The 16,102-nt window shown below is 71.0% G+C and carries 21 protein-coding genes; 8 read left to right on the forward strand and 13 right to left on the reverse strand.

Translation table 11 applies throughout. The features are described from left to right. Positions 1-31 precede the first annotated feature (31 nt). The 3 genes from BBH68_RS19755 to BBH68_RS19765 form a co-directional block, all read right to left on the reverse strand. On the reverse strand, positions 32-940 hold the full coding sequence (locus BBH68_RS19755; RefSeq protein ID WP_076970766.1) for an RNA polymerase sigma factor SigF: 909 nt from the start codon (positions 938-940) through the stop codon (positions 32-34). A 16-nt stretch (positions 941-956) separates the two neighbouring features. Further along, entirely contained in the window at positions 957-1,370 is a 414-nt protein-coding gene (locus tag BBH68_RS19760; RefSeq protein WP_014176550.1) for an ATP-binding protein, read from the reverse strand. Between the two features lie 383 nt (positions 1,371-1,753). Beyond that, positions 1,754-2,014 (reverse strand): UBP-type zinc finger domain-containing protein, encoded by a 261-nt coding sequence (locus tag BBH68_RS19765; protein ID WP_065964304.1) that lies wholly within the window; start codon positions 2,012-2,014, stop codon positions 1,754-1,756. 48 nt (positions 2,015-2,062) lie between these two features. Between BBH68_RS19765 and BBH68_RS19770 the strand changes: the two genes are divergently transcribed. Further along, a complete protein-coding gene (locus BBH68_RS19770) occupies positions 2,063-3,667 on the forward strand; it encodes a Na+/H+ antiporter (protein WP_065964306.1) in 1,605 nt (534 codons plus the stop codon). A 10-nt stretch (positions 3,668-3,677) separates the two neighbouring features. Here BBH68_RS19770 and BBH68_RS19775 read toward each other — a convergent pair whose 3' ends face one another. Further along, positions 3,678-4,268 (reverse strand): N-acetylmuramoyl-L-alanine amidase, encoded by a 591-nt coding sequence (locus tag BBH68_RS19775; RefSeq protein ID WP_174589055.1) that lies wholly within the window; start codon positions 4,266-4,268, stop codon positions 3,678-3,680. A gap of 166 nt (positions 4,269-4,434) precedes the next feature. Here BBH68_RS19775 and BBH68_RS19780 point away from each other — a divergent pair, with 166 nt between their 5' ends. From BBH68_RS19780 to BBH68_RS19790, 3 genes are all read left to right on the forward strand, one after another. Then, on the forward strand, positions 4,435-5,346 hold the full coding sequence (locus BBH68_RS19780) for a glutaminase (RefSeq protein WP_065964409.1): 912 nt from the start codon (positions 4,435-4,437) through the stop codon (positions 5,344-5,346). Positions 5,347-5,437: 91 nt separating this feature from the next. Then, positions 5,438-5,662, forward strand: coding sequence for a hypothetical protein (locus tag BBH68_RS19785; RefSeq protein WP_065964411.1), 225 nt, complete (start codon positions 5,438-5,440; stop codon positions 5,660-5,662). A 5-nt stretch (positions 5,663-5,667) separates the two neighbouring features. Beyond that, entirely contained in the window at positions 5,668-6,462 is a 795-nt protein-coding gene (locus BBH68_RS19790) for a helix-turn-helix domain-containing protein (protein WP_425428825.1), read from the forward strand. 59 nt (positions 6,463-6,521) lie between these two features. Here BBH68_RS19790 and BBH68_RS19795 read toward each other — a convergent pair whose 3' ends face one another. Further along, the gene (locus BBH68_RS19795) at positions 6,522-6,920 is read right to left on the reverse strand and encodes a VOC family protein (protein ID WP_065964311.1); all 399 of its coding nucleotides are present in this window, start codon (positions 6,918-6,920) and stop codon (positions 6,522-6,524) included. A gap of 144 nt (positions 6,921-7,064) precedes the next feature. Further along, on the reverse strand, positions 7,065-8,021 hold the full coding sequence (locus BBH68_RS19800; protein WP_065964313.1) for a beta-ketoacyl-ACP synthase III: 957 nt from the start codon (positions 8,019-8,021) through the stop codon (positions 7,065-7,067). 343 nt (positions 8,022-8,364) lie between these two features. On the opposite strand from BBH68_RS19800, the gene BBH68_RS19805 reads away from it, so the two are divergent. Further along, positions 8,365-8,757: an STAS domain-containing protein gene (locus BBH68_RS19805; protein ID WP_065964316.1), complete on the forward strand. Its 393-nt coding sequence runs from the start codon at positions 8,365-8,367 to the stop codon at positions 8,755-8,757. Between the two features lie 228 nt (positions 8,758-8,985). After that, positions 8,986-9,405, forward strand: a complete 420-nt coding sequence (locus BBH68_RS19810; RefSeq protein WP_079151089.1) for an anti-sigma factor antagonist — start codon at positions 8,986-8,988, stop codon at positions 9,403-9,405. A 78-nt stretch (positions 9,406-9,483) separates the two neighbouring features. On the opposite strand, the gene BBH68_RS19815 is transcribed toward BBH68_RS19810, so the two are convergent. Then, entirely contained in the window at positions 9,484-9,696 is a 213-nt protein-coding gene (locus BBH68_RS19815; protein WP_065964416.1) for a hypothetical protein, read from the reverse strand. Positions 9,697-9,900: 204 nt separating this feature from the next. After that, the gene (gene snpA, locus BBH68_RS19820) at positions 9,901-10,563 is read right to left on the reverse strand and encodes a snapalysin (protein ID WP_065964318.1); all 663 of its coding nucleotides are present in this window, start codon (positions 10,561-10,563) and stop codon (positions 9,901-9,903) included. Positions 10,564-10,831: 268 nt separating this feature from the next. On the opposite strand from snpA, the gene BBH68_RS19825 reads away from it, so the two are divergent. Beyond that, positions 10,832-11,827: a LysR family transcriptional regulator gene (locus tag BBH68_RS19825; RefSeq protein WP_065964320.1), complete on the forward strand. Its 996-nt coding sequence runs from the start codon at positions 10,832-10,834 to the stop codon at positions 11,825-11,827. 31 nt (positions 11,828-11,858) lie between these two features. Here BBH68_RS19825 and BBH68_RS19830 read toward each other — a convergent pair whose 3' ends face one another. Next, positions 11,859-12,056, reverse strand: a complete 198-nt coding sequence (locus BBH68_RS19830) for a DUF397 domain-containing protein (protein ID WP_065964322.1) — start codon at positions 12,054-12,056, stop codon at positions 11,859-11,861. Positions 12,057-12,070: 14 nt separating this feature from the next. Then, positions 12,071-12,958, reverse strand: a complete 888-nt coding sequence (locus tag BBH68_RS19835) for a helix-turn-helix domain-containing protein (RefSeq protein WP_065964323.1) — start codon at positions 12,956-12,958, stop codon at positions 12,071-12,073. Positions 12,959-13,131: 173 nt separating this feature from the next. On the opposite strand from BBH68_RS19835, the gene BBH68_RS19840 reads away from it, so the two are divergent. Continuing rightward, positions 13,132-13,566, forward strand: a complete 435-nt coding sequence (locus tag BBH68_RS19840; protein WP_065964327.1) for an ATP-binding protein — start codon at positions 13,132-13,134, stop codon at positions 13,564-13,566. Positions 13,567-13,584: 18 nt separating this feature from the next. Here BBH68_RS19840 and BBH68_RS42030 read toward each other — a convergent pair whose 3' ends face one another. The 3 genes from BBH68_RS42030 to tgmB all read right to left on the reverse strand — a co-directional run bounded on the left by BBH68_RS42030 (position 13,585) and on the right by tgmB (position 16,099). Then, the gene (locus BBH68_RS42030; protein ID WP_158080300.1) at positions 13,585-13,728 is read right to left on the reverse strand and encodes a hypothetical protein; all 144 of its coding nucleotides are present in this window, start codon (positions 13,726-13,728) and stop codon (positions 13,585-13,587) included. Between the two features lie 195 nt (positions 13,729-13,923). Further along, positions 13,924-15,123: an ATP-grasp peptide maturase system methyltransferase gene (gene tgmC / locus BBH68_RS19845; protein ID WP_065964329.1), complete on the reverse strand. Its 1,200-nt coding sequence runs from the start codon at positions 15,121-15,123 to the stop codon at positions 13,924-13,926. Then, positions 15,101-16,099, reverse strand: a complete 999-nt coding sequence (tgmB, locus tag BBH68_RS19850) for an ATP-grasp ribosomal peptide maturase (RefSeq protein ID WP_065964330.1) — start codon at positions 16,097-16,099, stop codon at positions 15,101-15,103. Before tgmB ends, tgmC begins: the two co-directional genes overlap by 23 nt. Positions 16,100-16,102: the final 3 nt, after the last annotated feature.

Genomic DNA, 16,102 nt, shown 5'->3' on the forward strand with positions numbered 1-16,102 from the left:
ACTCCGTTACTCCTGGCGGCTACCCCTTCTCCTACTCCTCCACCAGCAGCCGCTCCCGCAGCTGCGCGAGGGTACGGGCCAGCAGCCGCGAGACGTGCATCTGAGAGATGCCGACCTCCTGCGCGATCTGCGACTGGGTCATATTGCCGAAGAAGCGCAGCAGCAGGATCTTCTTCTCACGCGGCGGCAGATCCTCCAGCAGCGGTTTGAGCGACTCCCGGTACTCGACGCCCTCCAGGGCCTCGTCCTCCGCGCCGAGCGTGTCCGCGACCGCCGGGGACTCGTCGTCCGTGTCCGGCACGTCCAGGGACAGCGTGGAGTACGCGTTGGCCGACTCCAGGCCCTCCAGCACCTCCTCCTCGGAGATGGACAGATGCTCGGCCAGCTCGTGGACCGTGGGGGCGCGGCCGTGCCGCTGGGACAGCTCGGCGGTGGCCGTGGTCAGCGAGAGCCGCAGCTCCTGCAGCCGCCGCGGGACCCGCACCGCCCATCCCTTGTCACGGAAGTGCCGCTTGATCTCGCCGACGACCGTCGGCGTCGCATACGTCGAGAACTCCACACCGCGGTCCGGGTCGAACCGATCCACGGACTTGATCAACCCGATGGTGGCGACCTGGGTGAGGTCGTCCAGCGGCTCGCCGCGGTTGCGGAAGCGCCGCGCCAGGTGCTCCACCAGCGGCAGATGCATCCGCACGAGGTTGTTGCGCAGCTCGGCGCGCTCCGCGGAGCCCTCCGGCAGCCGCCGCAGCTCGACGAACATCGCCCGCGCTCCGCTGCGGTCGTGCGGATCGAGCCGCTCGTGCCGCTCGTGCTGATGCTGATCCATGTGGTCCGCCCGCTCTGATCGGTCTCCTGCCGGCTCCGGGTCCGCGGGATGCGGTCGGGCCTGCGGGTGCGGGATGGCCGGGGTACGCACTCCCCGCGATGATGCGGTGCTCACGGAGCCCCCCTTTCCGTCACGGCTGTCCGGGGCCGGCGCCGCGCTCCTTGTACAGGCTGATACTGACCGCGCGGTCCTCGGCGACGGTCGAGTCGACCTTGCCGGCGAGCGCGGAGAGCACTGTCCAGGCGAAGGTGTCGCGCTCGGGGGCGCGTCCGTCGGTGGTCGGAGCCGAGACGGTCACCTGCAGTGCGTCGTCGATCAGGCGGAAGACGCAGCTCAGCACACTGCCGGGCACGGCTTGCTGCAGCAGGATCGCGCACGCCTCGTCGACCGCGATGCGCAGATCCTCGATCTCGTCGAGGGTGAAGTCCAAGCGGGCTGCGAGGCCGGCCGTGGCCGTCCGCAGCACCGACAGGTAGGCACCCTCAGCGGGCAGCCGGACTTCTACGAAGTCCTGGGTCCCGGGCTCGCCTGCGATCTGGGACACCCTCACCTCCAAGGTGACACAAGCTGATTGAGCTGAGCTGATTGGAGCGCCGGTCGCGAGCCCTTATGGTGGAGGGGGTAACGGACCGGCGCGGCACGTGGTTCGGCTGCGACGCTATCGCGATCTGCGGTTCGGTGTCGCCCGGACGAAGCACGGCCCCCGTCATGGGTGAACGCCGACCCGAAGGTCCGCGATATCACTCAGTGTAAGCACATGAGTACGCACAGTGGCTAGAGGTTTGCGGTCTCAATTCGAAAGAGATGTCGCTTCGTTGCGAGAACCGCTGGTGACATGGCTCCTCTCCGCCTCTCTTCCCGCTTGTGGCGGCGCTTCTCGGATCACTTGCTGAAGGCTAGCGGGCCGCACCCACCGTGCGGCAGTTCTTATACGATCATCTGGTCCACATAGCACCAGCGCCAGGCCTCCCCCGGCTCGAAGCTGCGCATCACGGGGTGTCCGGTCTCCTTGAAGTGCTCGGTGGCGTGCTGGAACGGCGAAGAGTCGCAACAGCCGATGTGGCCGCAGGACAGACACAGCCGCAACTGCACCGGATGGCTGTCGGCGGAAAGGCACTCCGGGCAGGTGTCGTACCGCGGCTCCGGCTCGGGCACCGGCAGCTCGGGAACATGCGGACACTCGTTCATGATTGCCAGACTAAACCGACGAGACGCTATCGGGGACGGGCCGGGCTCATGGACGTATTGCCACTGTTGGTGCTGGTCGCGGGCAGCGCGGCCGTCGCGGGCGCGGCCCGCCGCACACCGGTGCCCGCCCCGCTGCTGCTGGTCGCCGCCGGGCTGGTCGCCTCGTACGTGCCCGGGGTGCCCGAGTACACGCTCGACCCGCACATCGTGCTGCCACTCGTACTGCCGCCCCTGCTGCACACGGCCGCGCTGGAGAGCTCGTACCTGGACCTGCGCGCCAACCTCCGCCCCGTCGCCCTGCTGTCGATCGGGTATGTGCTCTTCGCGACGCTCGCCGTCGGCTGGATCGCCTATCTGCTGATCCCGGGCCTCCCGCTGACCGCCGCGCTCGTCCTCGGCGCGGTCATCGCCCCGCCGGACGCGGTGGCGGCCACGGCCATCGCCCGGCGGGTCGGCCTGCCCTCCCGGCTGACCACCGTGCTCCAGGGCGAGTCCCTGGTCAACGACGCCACCGCGATCACCGCCTACAAGGTGGCGCTCGCCGCGGCGGTGGGCGCCGCGGCGACCTGGACCGGAGGCCTGCGGGAGTTCGCCATCGCCGCCATCGGCGGCGTCGGTGTCGGCCTCGTCCTCATGGTGCCGCTGCACTGGCTGCGCACCCACCTGCGCGACCCCCTGCTCCAGAACACCCTCTCGCTGCTCATCCCCTTCGTCGCCTACGGGGCGGCCGAGCAGGTCCACGCCTCGGGCGTGCTGGCGGTCGTCGTCGTCGGCCTCTACCTCGGGCACCACTCCTGGCAGGTCGACTTCGCCACCAGGCTCCAGGAGTCGGCGGTGTGGAAGATGATCGCCTTCGTGCTGGAGTCCGCGGTGTTCGCGCTGATCGGACTGCAGCTGCCGGTCGTGCTGCGGGGCCTGGGGGAGTACGGGGCCGGCGAGGCGGCCTGGTACGCGGTCATGCTCTTCCTCGTCGTGGTCGGCGTGCGTTTCCTCTGGGTCTTCCCCGCGACCTTCCTGCCCCGGGCGCTGTCCCGCCGGGTCCGCGAGCGGGAACCGGAGACCGACTGGACGGCGCCGGTCGTCGTCGGCTGGGCCGGGATGCGCGGCGTGGTCTCGCTGGCCATCGCCTTCTCCATCCCGGCGACCGTCCACGGCGGACACCCCTTCCCCTCCCGCAACCTCGTCCTCTTCCTGACCTTCACCACCGTCATCGGCACCCTCGTCATCCAAGGGCTCACCCTGCCCCCGCTGATCCGCCGGCTGCCGCTGCCCGGCCGGGACGCCCAGGCCGAGACCCTGGTGGAGGCGCAGGCGCAGAACGAGGCGTCGCGAGCCGCCGAGTCCCGGCTCGAAGAACTCCTCGCCGACGAGCGCAACACCCTGCCCCAGCCGCTCGCCGACCGGCTGCGCACGGTCCTGGAGCGCCGGCGCAACGCGGTGTGGGAGCGGCTGGGCGGGGTGAGCGAGGCGACGGGGGAGTCGGCCGACGACATCTACCGCAGACTGGCCCGCGAGGTGATCAGCGCCGAGCGGGAGGTGTTCGTGAGGCTGCGCGACGCCCGGCGGATCGACGACGAGATGCTGCGGACGCTGCTGCGCAGGCTGGACCTGGAGGAGGCGGCGGCCTACCGCGAGGAGAGCGCGGACGGATAAGGGCCGTCGGTCACTTCAGCCGCTCGTGGATACGGGAGCGCATGGAGGCCATGGTGAAGCCGCGCGGGTCCGTCTTGCCCGGCTGCCATTCGAGATGGCCGATCACCGAGCGCTCGGTCCAGCCGTGATGGCGGCAGATCGCCGCCGCGGCCCGCTCGACCGCCTCCAGCTGGGCCGCCGGCCAGGGGTCCTGCCCGTCCCCGAGGTTTTCGCACTCGAAGCCGTAGAAATGGCGATTGCCGTCGGTGTTCGCCTCGTTGGCCGGCGGCAGGGCCTTCTCCGCGATCACGGCGCGCAGCACGTCGTCGTCGCCGAGCCCCGCGTGGTTGGCCCGGCCGTACCCGACCAGGTGGACACCGCCGTCCTTGGCGATCACGCCGTGGCACAGCGGGCCGGGCAGCCCCTCGAAGCCGTCCCGGCAGATCTGCACGGTCAGATCGGTGCCGGAGGTGACCGTGTGGTGGATCATCACGCCGTGCACCTCGCCCCAGGGACCCTTGTGGTTCCTGTTGTGGTGCCGCCAGTCCCCGACCTCCACCACCCGCAGGCCCTCCCGCCGCAGGGCCGCCAGAAAGTCCTCCGCGGACATGGGTGACGCCATGGCCGCCTCCGTTCGCGTCGTGCGGGGCCGCCCACCGCGGCCCGACTGTCACCCCCTGCATACCCATCAGAACAGTCGGTGATGAATCCCTGGTGCAAGCGTTATGACCCGCTCCGGTTATGGTGCGTTCGATCCGCTCGACGACGCGCAGGAGAAGCACGGCACCATGGACTACCAGTCTTTGCTGGAGGAGGTCGCGGCCCACGTCGCACCACAGATCGGACAGGGTGAGCCGGCCCAGTACATCCCCGCGCTGGCCTCGGTGGACCCGCGCCGGTTCGGCATCGCCCTCGCCGACGTGGACGGCACGGTGACCGGCGTCGGCGACTGGGAGGTCCCGTTCTCCGTGCAGAGCATCTCCAAGGCGTTCAGCCTCGCGCTCGTCCTCGAACAGGACGGCGAGCGGATCTGGCGGCGGGTCGGCCGGGAGCCCTCGGGCAACCCGTTCAACTCCCTGGTGCAGCTGGAGTACGAGAACGGCATCCCCCGCAACCCGTTCATCAACGCCGGTGCCCTGGTCGTCACCGACCGCCTGCAGACCCTGACCGGCGATGCCAGCACCACCATGCTGGAGTTCCTGCGCGCCGAGAGCGGCAACCCCGATGTCGCCTTCGACCAGGTCGTCGCCGCCTCCGAGGCCGAGCACGGCGACCGCAACGCCGCCCTCGCGCACTTCATGGCGAGCTACGGCAACCTCGACAACCCCGTCCCCACCGTCCTGGAGCACTACTTCTGGCAGTGCTCGATCGAGATGAGCTGCCGCGACCTGGCCCTGGCCGGCGGCTTCCTGGCCCGCCACGGGCTGCGCGCGGACGGCTCCCGGCTGCTGTCCCCGCGCCAGGCCAAGCGGATCAACGCCGTCATGCTCACCTGCGGTACGTACGACGCCGCGGGCGACTTCGCCTACCGCGTCGGCCTGCCCGGCAAGAGCGGCGTCGGCGGCGGCATCGTCGCGGTGATACCGGGCCGCTGCACGCTGTGCGTCTGGAGCCCGGGGCTCGACGCACGCGGCAACTCGGTCGCCGGGCTGGCGGCCCTGGACCACTTCACGACGCTGACCGGCTGGTCGGTGTTCTAGCCGCGCCCCGCCTCCGGCGACTCACGGACCCGGGCCCCGGTGGCGCCCGGTCGGGGCGGGCGGGACCATGGAGGAGCAGGAGGTGTACGGCATGCAGCACGAGATGCGCGCCGAGTACGAGGAGGGCAGCTCGGGGCGGGTGGCGGGCGCGCCGGTCAAGATCTGGCACATGGTCCGCGGCAGCGGAACGACCGCGATGTGCGGGCGCGAGCTGGACCCGGACGCGGAGACGCGGTCGGCGGAGATCTGGGCCACGGACGACTCGGTGCCCTTCTGCCATTCCTGTGGCGCGATGTATCTGCGCGAGGTGCCCTGAACGAGGTGCTGTACCAGGAGTGGGGATCGCGGCCGCTGGGCGGCCGGGCGGTGGTGTGGACCCGTACCGCCGGGGCCGGGCCGCAGCGGGTGCTGCCGGACGGCTGCACCGATGTGATCTGGAGCGACGCGGGGAGCGACGGCGGCGCGGCCGGAGCGCTGTTCGTGGCCGGGCCCGACACCCGGGCCCATCTCGCGCAGGGCCCGCCGGGCACCCGCTGGATCGGGCTGCGGTTCGCCCCCGGCACCGGCCCGGCGGTGCTCGGTGTGCCCGCGTACGAACTGCGGGACCAGCGGGTGCCCCTGGCCGCGCTGTGGCCGGGCGCGGAGGTGCGGCGGCTCGCCGAGCGGCTGGCGGAGGAGGCCGCCCGGCGCCCTGACCCGGGCCGGGACGCCGGCCCGGGCGAGGGCGCTGTCCCGGGCCGGGGCGGTGGCGGGCGCTCGGGCGGCCCGGGCCGGGCGCTGGAGGCCGTCGCGCTGGAGCGGCTGCGCCGCGCGGAGCCGCCCGACCCGGCGGTCGGTGCGGTCCTCGCGGGGCTCACCCGTGGCCGGAGCGTGGCGGAGGTCGCCGCGGCGGTGGGCCTCGGGCAGCGGCAGCTGCACCGGCGGTCGCTCGCCGCGTTCGGCTACGGCCCCAAGACGCTGGCCCGGGTCCTGCGGCTGAACCGCGCGCTGGACGCGGCGCGGGCGGGGACCGCCTTCGCCGAGGTCGCGGCCTTGGCCGGGTACGCCGACCAGGCCCACCTGGCGCGCGAGGTCAAGGCGCTGACCGGGGTGCCGCTGGGCCGGCTGCTGGCGTAGCGGCCGCGTTCAGCCCGTCGCCCCGTCAGCCCGGTCGGCCCGTCAGCCCGGTCAACCGGTCAGTCCGGCAGGGGCGCGAACAGGTCGACGCCGTTGCCGTCCGGGTCGAGGAGGGTGGCATAGCGGTGCCCCCAGAACGCGTCCCAGGGCTCCTTGTAGCCGCGCGCGCCGGACCGTACGAGTTCGGCGTACGTCTTGTCCACGTCCGCCGGGCTGTCGCACGCGAAGGCCAGCCCGATGCGCCCGGACCCGCCCGTCGCCGGTGTCCAGTCCGGATCGAAGGAGCGGACGGTCTCGATGGGGTCCCACATCAGGCGCAGCCCGCCCGGCAGGGTCGCTTCGACATGCGGCTGGGTGTCGGCGTCGGCGGGGATGTCCACACCGAGCCGGCGGTAGAAGGCGAGTGAGGCGGCCAGGTCGGTCACGACCAGGCCGATCGCGTCGAATCGTGCTGTCATGCGGGCAGCGTAGGCAGGCGGGGCCCCGAGGGTCTTGAACGAATCGGACGCGACACGCCCTTCGTACGCGGGTGGGACCAGCGGGCTCAGGGGCAGGGGCTTCAGGGCAGGGCTTCGGGGGCTCAGGGGCAGGGGCTCGGGGGCTCAGGGGCAGCGGACGACCTGCCCCGCGTACGACAGGTTGCCGCCGAAGGCGAAGAGCAGCACCGGCTCGCCCGGAGCGATCTCCCCCCGCTCGACCAGCTTGGACAGCGCGAGGGGCACGCTGGCCGCCGAGGTGTTGCCGGATTCGACGACATCGCGCGCGATGACCGCGTTCGTCGCGCCGAGCTTGCGCGCGACCGGCTCGATGATCCGCAGGTTCGCCTGGTGCAGCACCACCCCGGCCAGCTCCTCGGGCGCGATCCCGGCCCGCGCGCACACGTCGCGCGCGATGGGTGGCAGCTGGGTGGTGGCCCAGCGGTAGACGGTCTGGCCCTCCTGCGCGAAGCGGGGCGGGGTGCCCTCGATCCGCACCGCGTGGCCCATCTCGGGCACCGAGCCCCAGACCACCGGCCCGATGCCCGGGACGCGCTCCGCGTCCGGCTGCTCGTCGGCCACCACGACGGCGGCGCCCGCGCCGTCGCCGAGCAGGACGCAGGTGGAGCGGTCGGTCCAGTCGGCCGTGTCGGTGAACTTGTCGGCCCCGATGACCAGGGCGGCGGTGGCCGACCCGGCCCGGATGGTGTGGTCGGCGGTGGCCAGGGCGTGGGTGAAGCCGGCGCACACCACGTTGACGTCCATGGTGACGGGGGAGCCGAGGCCGAGCCGGGCGGCGACGCGGGCCGCCATGTTGGGGCTGCGGTCGATGGCCGTGGAGGTGGCGACGAGCACGAGGTCGATGTCGGCGGGGGTGAGGCCGCTGGCGGCGAGCGCCTTGCCGGCCGCCGCGGCGGCCATCTCGTCCACCGTCTCGTCGGCGCGGGCGATGCGCCGGGTGCGGATCCCGACCCGGGTGCGGATCCATTCGTCGCTGGTGTCGACGACGGCCGCCAGGTCGTCGTTGGTGAGCACCCTCGCGGGCTGGTAGTGACCGACGGCCGCTATGCGTGAACCCGTCATGCTGTCTGCCCCTTCGCGCGGGTGTCCCCACGGCCGCTGCCCGGGTGTGCGGGCGAGGCGGGCGGCCGGTCGGGGGTACGTCACCCCCAGTCTTGTGGGGGCGCACGGGCGCCGGGCACGCCGGTAGATGCCAATCTTGCGCCCCGAGATCTGGAGCTTTCGACCTTTCCAGCCGCGCGGCCGGATCCCTAGAGGGTGTCCGGCCCCGACGGGGGTTGTTCACACAGTCGGGGTAAATACGCCAACGACACTTGCCCGCGCGTTCGTTGACTGGTGAGCGGATAGATGGGTATGTCATGTACTGACAGGGTCGCGCCTCCCTCAGCCCAAGGGGGCTTCTCTCATGTTTGACGATCGGCCCGCATTCGGTGTCCGGGTGCGCGTGCTCGGCGGTGTCACGGTGGCGGAGATCACGGGCGAGCTGGACATCCTGGCCGCGGCGAGGATCTCCGCCCGTCTCGACTCCCTCGCCCGCCCCGTGCGCCCGAACCTGGTTCTGGACCTGCGGATGGTGACCTTCCTGGACTGTTCCGGGGTGTCGTTGCTGTGCCGGTTGCGCAATCGCGTGCTGGAGCGGGGCGGGCGGCTGCGGCTGGTGATCGTCGACCCGCGGTTCCTCCGGCTGCTGCGGATGGTCCGGCTCGAGGACGCCTTCGAGGTCGTGGACGACCTGGCCCTGGCGGTCGCGCGGTCGGGAGAGGTGAGCGCCGGAGGGGGCAACGGCGCCCTCGCGTGAAGCGCATCCCTAACAGGTGTCAATAGGAAGAACAGAAATTCACTCGCACGAGCGCATTTACACCGGGAAAAATCGGGTCCCGACCTCCGTAACCGGCGGTCACCCCTCTACGCTCGCGGCACGTCACCCAGGACCCCGGTGGTATCCGTCCCGATGCCGACGCTGCCCGCTTCCGGGACCCTAACGATGGTGAAAGGGGGCAGTGTGCCGTTCCGAGGTGATTTCCCGATGACGCAGCAAGGCGCTCCCCGCCGGGAGGCGCCCCCGCTTGCCGCCATCGCCCCCGAGGGCGTCCGCGCGGACCGGGGCACGGCGCCCCGCGCCTTCACGTACGGCGTCGGCGGGTACACCGTCGTGGAGCTCCATGGCGAGATCGACATCGTCGGGCGGGAGTCCATCGGGCTGGAGCTGGACCGGGTCACCTCCCCGCCGGCCCCCGCCGTCGTCATCGACCTGACCCCGACCCGTTTCTTCGACTGCTCCGGGCTCGAGCTGGTGTGCCGCGCCTACCGCCGGGTGCGGGACCGCGGCGGCCGGCTGTGGGTGGTCTGCGACAGCCCCCTGATCCTGCGCACGCTGCGGGTGGGCGGGCTCCTCGACGTACTGTGCCCGGTGCCGACGCTGGCCGACGCGCTGCGCGAGGACTGACGCGACGCCCGGGGGCCGCGGCCGCCGCTTCCCGCTGGGTCGCCCGCCTCAGTTCCGGCCCGCCTCAGCTCCGCCGCGTCAGCCCCGCCGCCCCCGGCCCGGGTGCGCCCGGCGCCCGGGCCGCCAGCGGGCGAGGGTGCGGTGGTGGCGCAGGGGGCGCTGTCCGGGCGGAGTGTCGCCGTAACGGAGAGCGGAGACCCGATTGCCGTGCTGGGCGTTGAGCCGGTGGATCACCAGGACGCCCACGGCGATCAGCGCGGCGATCACGGCCACGGTGACGACGGTCTCCATGGTGATCACTCCCACGGGGCCGGATCCCAGCCCGGGGGGAATCCGGCCGGTATGCGGCGAAATGCTCTCGTGGCCTTTACGGTACTCCCGGCGGACACCGGACCGCACCCGGCATGGAGCGGGGCGCCGGGTGCGGTACGGGTCGCTGGGCGAGGTGGGGCGAGGTGCTGGACGAGTCGGTGGTTGAGTCGGTGGGCGCGGGGCCTACCGGGCGTTCACCTCGAGCGTCTCGCCGAGGCCGGCGAGGCCGTTGGCCCACAGCTGGTTCACCCTGCTGATCTCGGCCGCGTTGGGCTGGGCGTTCTTGCAGGACGTCCCCGGCCCGCCGCCCGACATCAGCTCGCTGCACGGACCCGAGTAGTGGTCCGGCAGCCCGAGCACATGGCCCGTCTCGTGCGCGGTGACGCGGGTGGAGTCGTACTGCTTGTTCTGCGCGTAGTCCAGGAAGATGTAGCCGTTGCCGTGGCCGTCCGTGCTCGCGTACGAGCCGCTGGGGTCGTTGCCCTCGCGGTACTCGAAGTCCGCGTTGCTGCCCTCCCGCAGTTGCACGTTGCGCACCGAGGAGTTCCATATCTGGGTGGAGCGGGCTATCTGGGACTTGAAGGTCGGCGCCTTGCTCGTGCTGTAGGTGACGGTGACGGCCTGCGCGCCGGGCACCACGCCGCGCTTGGCCAGCACCGACTTGACCACTGCCTTCAGGAAGGCGTCGGTGTCGCCGCGGCTTTCGCCGCTGGAGACGTACGCGGACGTGGCGGTGTGGCCGACGGCGCCGCTGTCGGGCGCGGCGGCGGAGGCGGGGACGGCGGACAGGGTCGAGGCCAGGCCGAGGCCCAGCGTCGCCACGAGCGCCGACGTGGAGAATCTCATGTGGGGGGCTCCTCATCGTCCGTCAGGCCCCGGCCGCCGCCGGTGGGGTGGCGGACCGAGGCCGTGGAATGAACGCTTGGTGCCCCGAAGTCTTGGCGAGATCCGGCGCCACGCGGAGATATCAACTGGCGATAGCACCATCACATAACCCCCGAACAACCGTGCCTTTCCGGCCGTCCCCCGCGACGCCAATTGGGCGCCCGGGATGTGTGGTTCGTGGGTGTTGCGTGTCTGGTGTGACCTCCTGACCCGCCGTTATGCTCACGCCGTGGAGCTCGAGGTCAGGCACCTTCGCGCACTGTGCGCCATCGCCGACACCGGCAGCTTACGGAAGGCCGCACGCCAGCTGGGCATGAGCCAGCCCTCCTTGACCACCCAGCTCAGGCGCATCGAGAACGCCATCGGCGGCCGGCTGTTCTGGCGGGAGCTCACCGGCAGCCGACCGACCCCCCTGGGGCACTCCGTCCTGTGCCGGGCCCGCCCCATCGTGGCCGAAATGAACGCCCTTGTCACCGAGGCCAGACAGGAAGCCGGCCGGACCACGGGCACTCGGCTGCGCGTCGGCAGCACCGGCAGCCAGGCCATGGCCGGATGGCTGCGCAGACTCCGCGCCCGCTTCCCCGACGCGGACCCCACCATCCACATAGACGTCCGGGCCGACTCGCTGCTCCGGATGGTCTCCGACGGCCACCTGGACGTCGCCTTCCTCCACGAGCCCGAAGACGCCCCGCCGCGCGTCCCCGACGGCGTCCACAGACGGATCCTCGTCGCCCGCGAGCCCCAGTTCGTCGCCCTCCCCGCCACCCACCCCGCCGCCGCCCGCCCCGTCGTCCCCCTCACCGACCTCGCCGCCGACCAGTGGATGGTCGACCCCGCCCTCGACGGCCAGGAAGCCGCCCTCCGCCGCGCCTTCACCACGGCGGGCCACACCCCCCGGATCGTCTACGGCGACTACCCCACCGCCGCCGACCTCGTCGCCTCCGCCGAACTCGTCACCCCCTGCCGCCCCACCGCCGCCCCCCGCCCGGGCCTCGCCATCCGCCCCCTCCTCGACGACCCCCTCACCCTCCGCCTCTCCCTGGCCTCCCGGGCCGACCCAGCCACCACGGACGCCCTCTTCCGCGACCTCAGGGACTCCTACGTCGAGGCGGCCTGGTCGAGCACGGCATACCGCCAGTGGCTCCTCCACAACGACAGCCCGCTCCTGCCCACCCGCGACGCCGCGCCCTCCGCTCCGCCCCCGGTCCGTGAGGCCTCGGCGTGAACGCGCGGCCCGGGGCCGTTGTCCGGGTCGGCTACTGGACGAGCCGGTCGAAGTCGCCCCGCTTGACGCCTCGTATGAAGGCGGCCCACCGCGCCGGAACGGTGGTGATGACGGCGGTCGGTTCGTCGCTCTCGCGCAGGAGTATGAGGTCTCCGCTCGACGCCGCGACCTCGACGCAGTCGGAACTGGGTTGCCCACTGCTGAAGCTTGATTTCCGCCACGAAGGCATGAACGAGGTTCCCTTCACAGTACGTACAGCAAGTGCTGGATGAGCTGGAGCGAGTCTCTCTTCGTATAGCACTCGTGCTCGCCCCTCCTGGCAATCGGCGACAGCGCTACCGCGCTGAGATGCTCGAAGGCGGCGTTGTACTGGGCAAGATGCTCGCGGTCGCCGAGGAAGACGGACGAGACCGGATGCTCCACGTGGACCGTACTCAGCTCTGGGACCCGGCTGTCCAAGATGCTGAACGGGGCGCCGGGAGTAGCGGCCGAATCGAGGTCCGCCTTGAACGGCAACAACTGAATGCGCACGTGAGGGAGCTCGGCCGCCTTGACAAGATGCTCGATCTGGCGGCGCATCACGTCCGCAGGAACGAACTGCATGAGCAGAGCGGCCTCATGGATGACCGCATGGAACCGCTGCGAGCCTTCGAGGAGTACTTGCTGCCGTCGCCGCCGGAACTCCACCGCGCTGTCGACTACGTCAGGACTGTTCGGCTGACTTCCCTCGAAGAGGCAACGCATGTAGTCGGTGGTCTGGAGCAGACCGGGCACGTACATCCACTGGAACGAGCGGTGTGCTGCGGCACCCGCCTCCAACTCCGCGAGGTCGAAGGCCCGGGCGTCATGGGTTGCCTTGTAGGCCGACCACCATCCCCGGCCTGTGGCACGGCCCATCTCGCACAGCCCATCAATCAAGGTATGGCTTGTGCAACCGTATACGTCTGCGAGTGCGCGTAGTTTCTCCTCGGGGATGGCCGTCCGGCCCGTCTCGATGTGACTCATGTGTGCTCGCCCCAGCCCCACGTGGGCACCCGCTTCCGTCGCGGACAACCCACTCGCCTCGCGCAGCTTTCGTAGCTCTTCGCCCAGCCGTCGTTGCCGTTGGGTCGGGTTGGCCCGCAGCCCCATCGCGCGACTCCCTTCGTGGATCAGGCGCAGTCTGCCCGCCTCTGGGGCGATGGGTCCACTCGGGAGGGTTAATTCCCGCGATTAAGTTGTGCTAGCTAAACCATCAACTCTACCGTCGAAGACCAATCGCCCAACCGGCGCACGCCATCCGGCCGTTGGCCGAAGGAGGCATCATGCCCACGAGCCCCGAGCACCCCCGTGCCGACTTCTCCCTCGTCTTCCCGCCCGACCCGAGCTGGGTCCGCACCGCTCGCGAAGCCGTACGCACCGCCCTGCACACCGCCGATCGCCCCGACCTCGCCGACACGGCCCTCCTCCTCACCTCGGAGGCCGTCACCAACGCCGTCACCGCCTGTCGGCGCAGCGGTTGCGCGGCGCCCGTCACCCTCTACGCCGAGTGGGGCGCCCTCGGCACCCTCCGCGTCCTCGTCAGCGACGACGCCCCCGGCATGCCGTCGCCGCGCGCCCTTACCAGGGCGGAAGCAGAGGCGGAAAACGGGCGAGGACTCTTTCTCATCGACAACTGCGCCACCGAGTGGGGCGTCTGCCACCACGGGCCCGGCCCGGGGAAGGCGGTCTGGTTCCAGGTCGGCGGCGCGGGCTCATGACCAGCGCATCTTCTTCCATCACCAATGGGTGAGGTCCATCACGCACGAGCAGTGCGGGTCAGTGGCGTCCGTCGTCATGCGCTCCTCCTCGGTGATCAAGGACGGCAGGGCTGCGAGCAAGGCGGTAATGGCGCCGGATGGGCGCACGTCAGCGGCGATCACCCCAGGGGGTGTCCTCCGTGTCGAGGTAGAGACGCAGCCGGTCCTGATTCAGGAAGCGAAGCTCGGCACGTTCGACGACATGACACGGCCGACAGGCTCCGCCAGGTTCACCAGCTCCTTCACCGTCACGACAGCCCTGCGCCGCCAGCCCGGACGGCAACGAGCTGACGAGGGACCTGGAACGCTGCGGCCTGCCTAAGGCATCGGCAGAGGGAGGCCGGGCATGTGCGGGTGACGCAGGTGCTGTCCGCCGTCGTGGACGTGCAGCCGAAACGTCTCCGGCCCCGGCCGCCCCGCCGCATCGTAGGCGCTCAGGACCGTCTCAATGCGGTCCCATAGCTTGACGGGGCCGCTTTGTCGCACCTGCCACGTACCGTCGCCTGGGGTGAGGGTAGCGGCGGATCCGGTGATGACGTCGGCGAGGAGTATCGCCTCGCCGACCGTGGTCATCTGTGCGTCCGGCACGGCGCTTTGGGCGAGGAATCTCAGGTGGAAGGCTTCCTCAGTGACGGCGGTGATCCGCTCGGGGCTGTGCTTCGCCTTGCGGCCCGTCTTGGGAAGACCAGCCGCCCAGTGGGCGGGGTTCCCGAACGCGGGGGCGGCGTGCGTTCGGGCGGACATGAAGGAGACGGTTCCGCTGAGCAACTGGCCTTCGGCGGTGTGGTCGTCCTCGACAGTCAGCAGGACACGCGCGTATCCGTAGAGCCAGCCGCTGAGGGTGAGCAGGATCTTCCCTCCCGGCCGGGTCTGGGAGATAAGGGCCGGAGGGACGGCGCGGAAAGAGCATGCGGCAATGATCCGGTCGAAGGGTGCCTCGGGCCAGTAGCCGTAGAGCCCGTCGGCGACCGCGAGGGTGGGGGTATAGCCCAGGCCGAACAGTGCGTTCGCCGCCGTCTCCAGGCGGTGCGGGTCCACCTCGATGCTGGTGAGGTTGGCGGAACCAAGGCGTTCGCACGCGAGCGCGGTGGAGTAGCCGGTCCCGGTGCCGATCTCCAGCACCGTGTGATCCTCGGAGACATCCGCGTCCGCCCACATCCGCAGCACGAGCGACGGCAGGGTGGAAGACGAGGTCGGGGCCCCGCCGTGCCGGACGGTCGGTTGTTTCCAGTTCACTTCGGCGCCGTCGAGCTGTGTGATCAGTGTGGTGTCGGAGTATGCGGCGGCCAGCCACCGGCCGGAGTCGAGCTCGGCGGTAACCGGCTCCCACACCGTCATTCCTTGCCTGTCGCGCTCGTCGGCGGGCAGGTAGAAGCCGGGCACGAACCGGTGGCGGGGCACCGTCGCGGTCGCGTGATGCCACGCGGGATCGGCGAGAACGCCATCCGTGGTGAGAGTCTTGGTCATGGCCTCGCGCAGGCGGGCCGCGTCGGTCTCAATGTTGGCGGGCGTGGTCATGGGCCGTCGCCTCCTTTCCGCTCAGGATGTCGGCGAACGCCTCGGTGATGGCCGGAGCTTCGGGCAGCCAGCCCCATTGCCCGTTCGGATTGCACTCAAGGGCTGTCCAGGATTCGGGCAGGTGTTCGTCGCCAGTGAGGGCGAAGTCGAAACAACCGAAGGCCAGGCCAAACGAGGCCAGGTAGTTGTGCAGCGCAGCCTCGATCGCGGCGGGGACGCCGATGGGTGTGTGGATGAGGTCGTTCCAGTCGCCTCGGCGCCAGTCCAGGGCGCCGTCCGGTGCCTCGATCCGGCTGGCGAACACCTGCCGCCCGACCACGGTGACCCGCGCGTCGCCGTTCTTGGGGATCTCGGCCTGGAACAAGTGCGGCATTACGGTGAGCGAGTCGTCGAAGGTGCCCGGATCGACGCGCTGGGCCCAGATCGCTCCAGCGTGCCCGTCCTCACTCACGGGCAGCCCGCGGAACGGCTTGTAGATGATGAGCTCGTGCTCAGCGGCGAACTTTCGCGCCTGCTCAGCATCGTTGGTGACCAGCGTCGCCGGGATGGTGAGCCCGAGTTCGGCGAAGCGTTGCAGTTGGGCGGGCTTGAAGTCCGCACGGCTGACAGCGGCCGGGTGGTTCACATACCGCGCGCCGCGCAGGTTGTGCAGGATGCCGCCGAGGCCGTGCCGGGTCTCGGCGGTGGCGAAGTCGCGTTGCCGGGCTGGAAGGTGGGCGAAGCGGGCGGAGTACGGGGTGGGGCGGCGGTAGTACACCGCCGCCACATCCCCCAGCTCCACCTCGCGGCTTGCCGTACGCAGCCGCCCGCCCCATACCGGTGCTCCGGCGCCGATGTGGGCGCCGAACGTCAGGTCGGATCCGATATCGGCCGGATCGATGCGGGCGACGGGCACCTCGCGCCCGTTCAACGCGGTGATGACGAGGTCGGCGGTGACGTCCTCCAGGGACGTGACGACCAGAACGAGGGGAGCCACTGA

Source organism: Streptomyces sparsogenes (genome assembly GCF_001704635.1).
Taxonomy (GTDB): domain Bacteria; phylum Actinomycetota; class Actinomycetes; order Streptomycetales; family Streptomycetaceae; genus Streptomyces; species Streptomyces sparsogenes.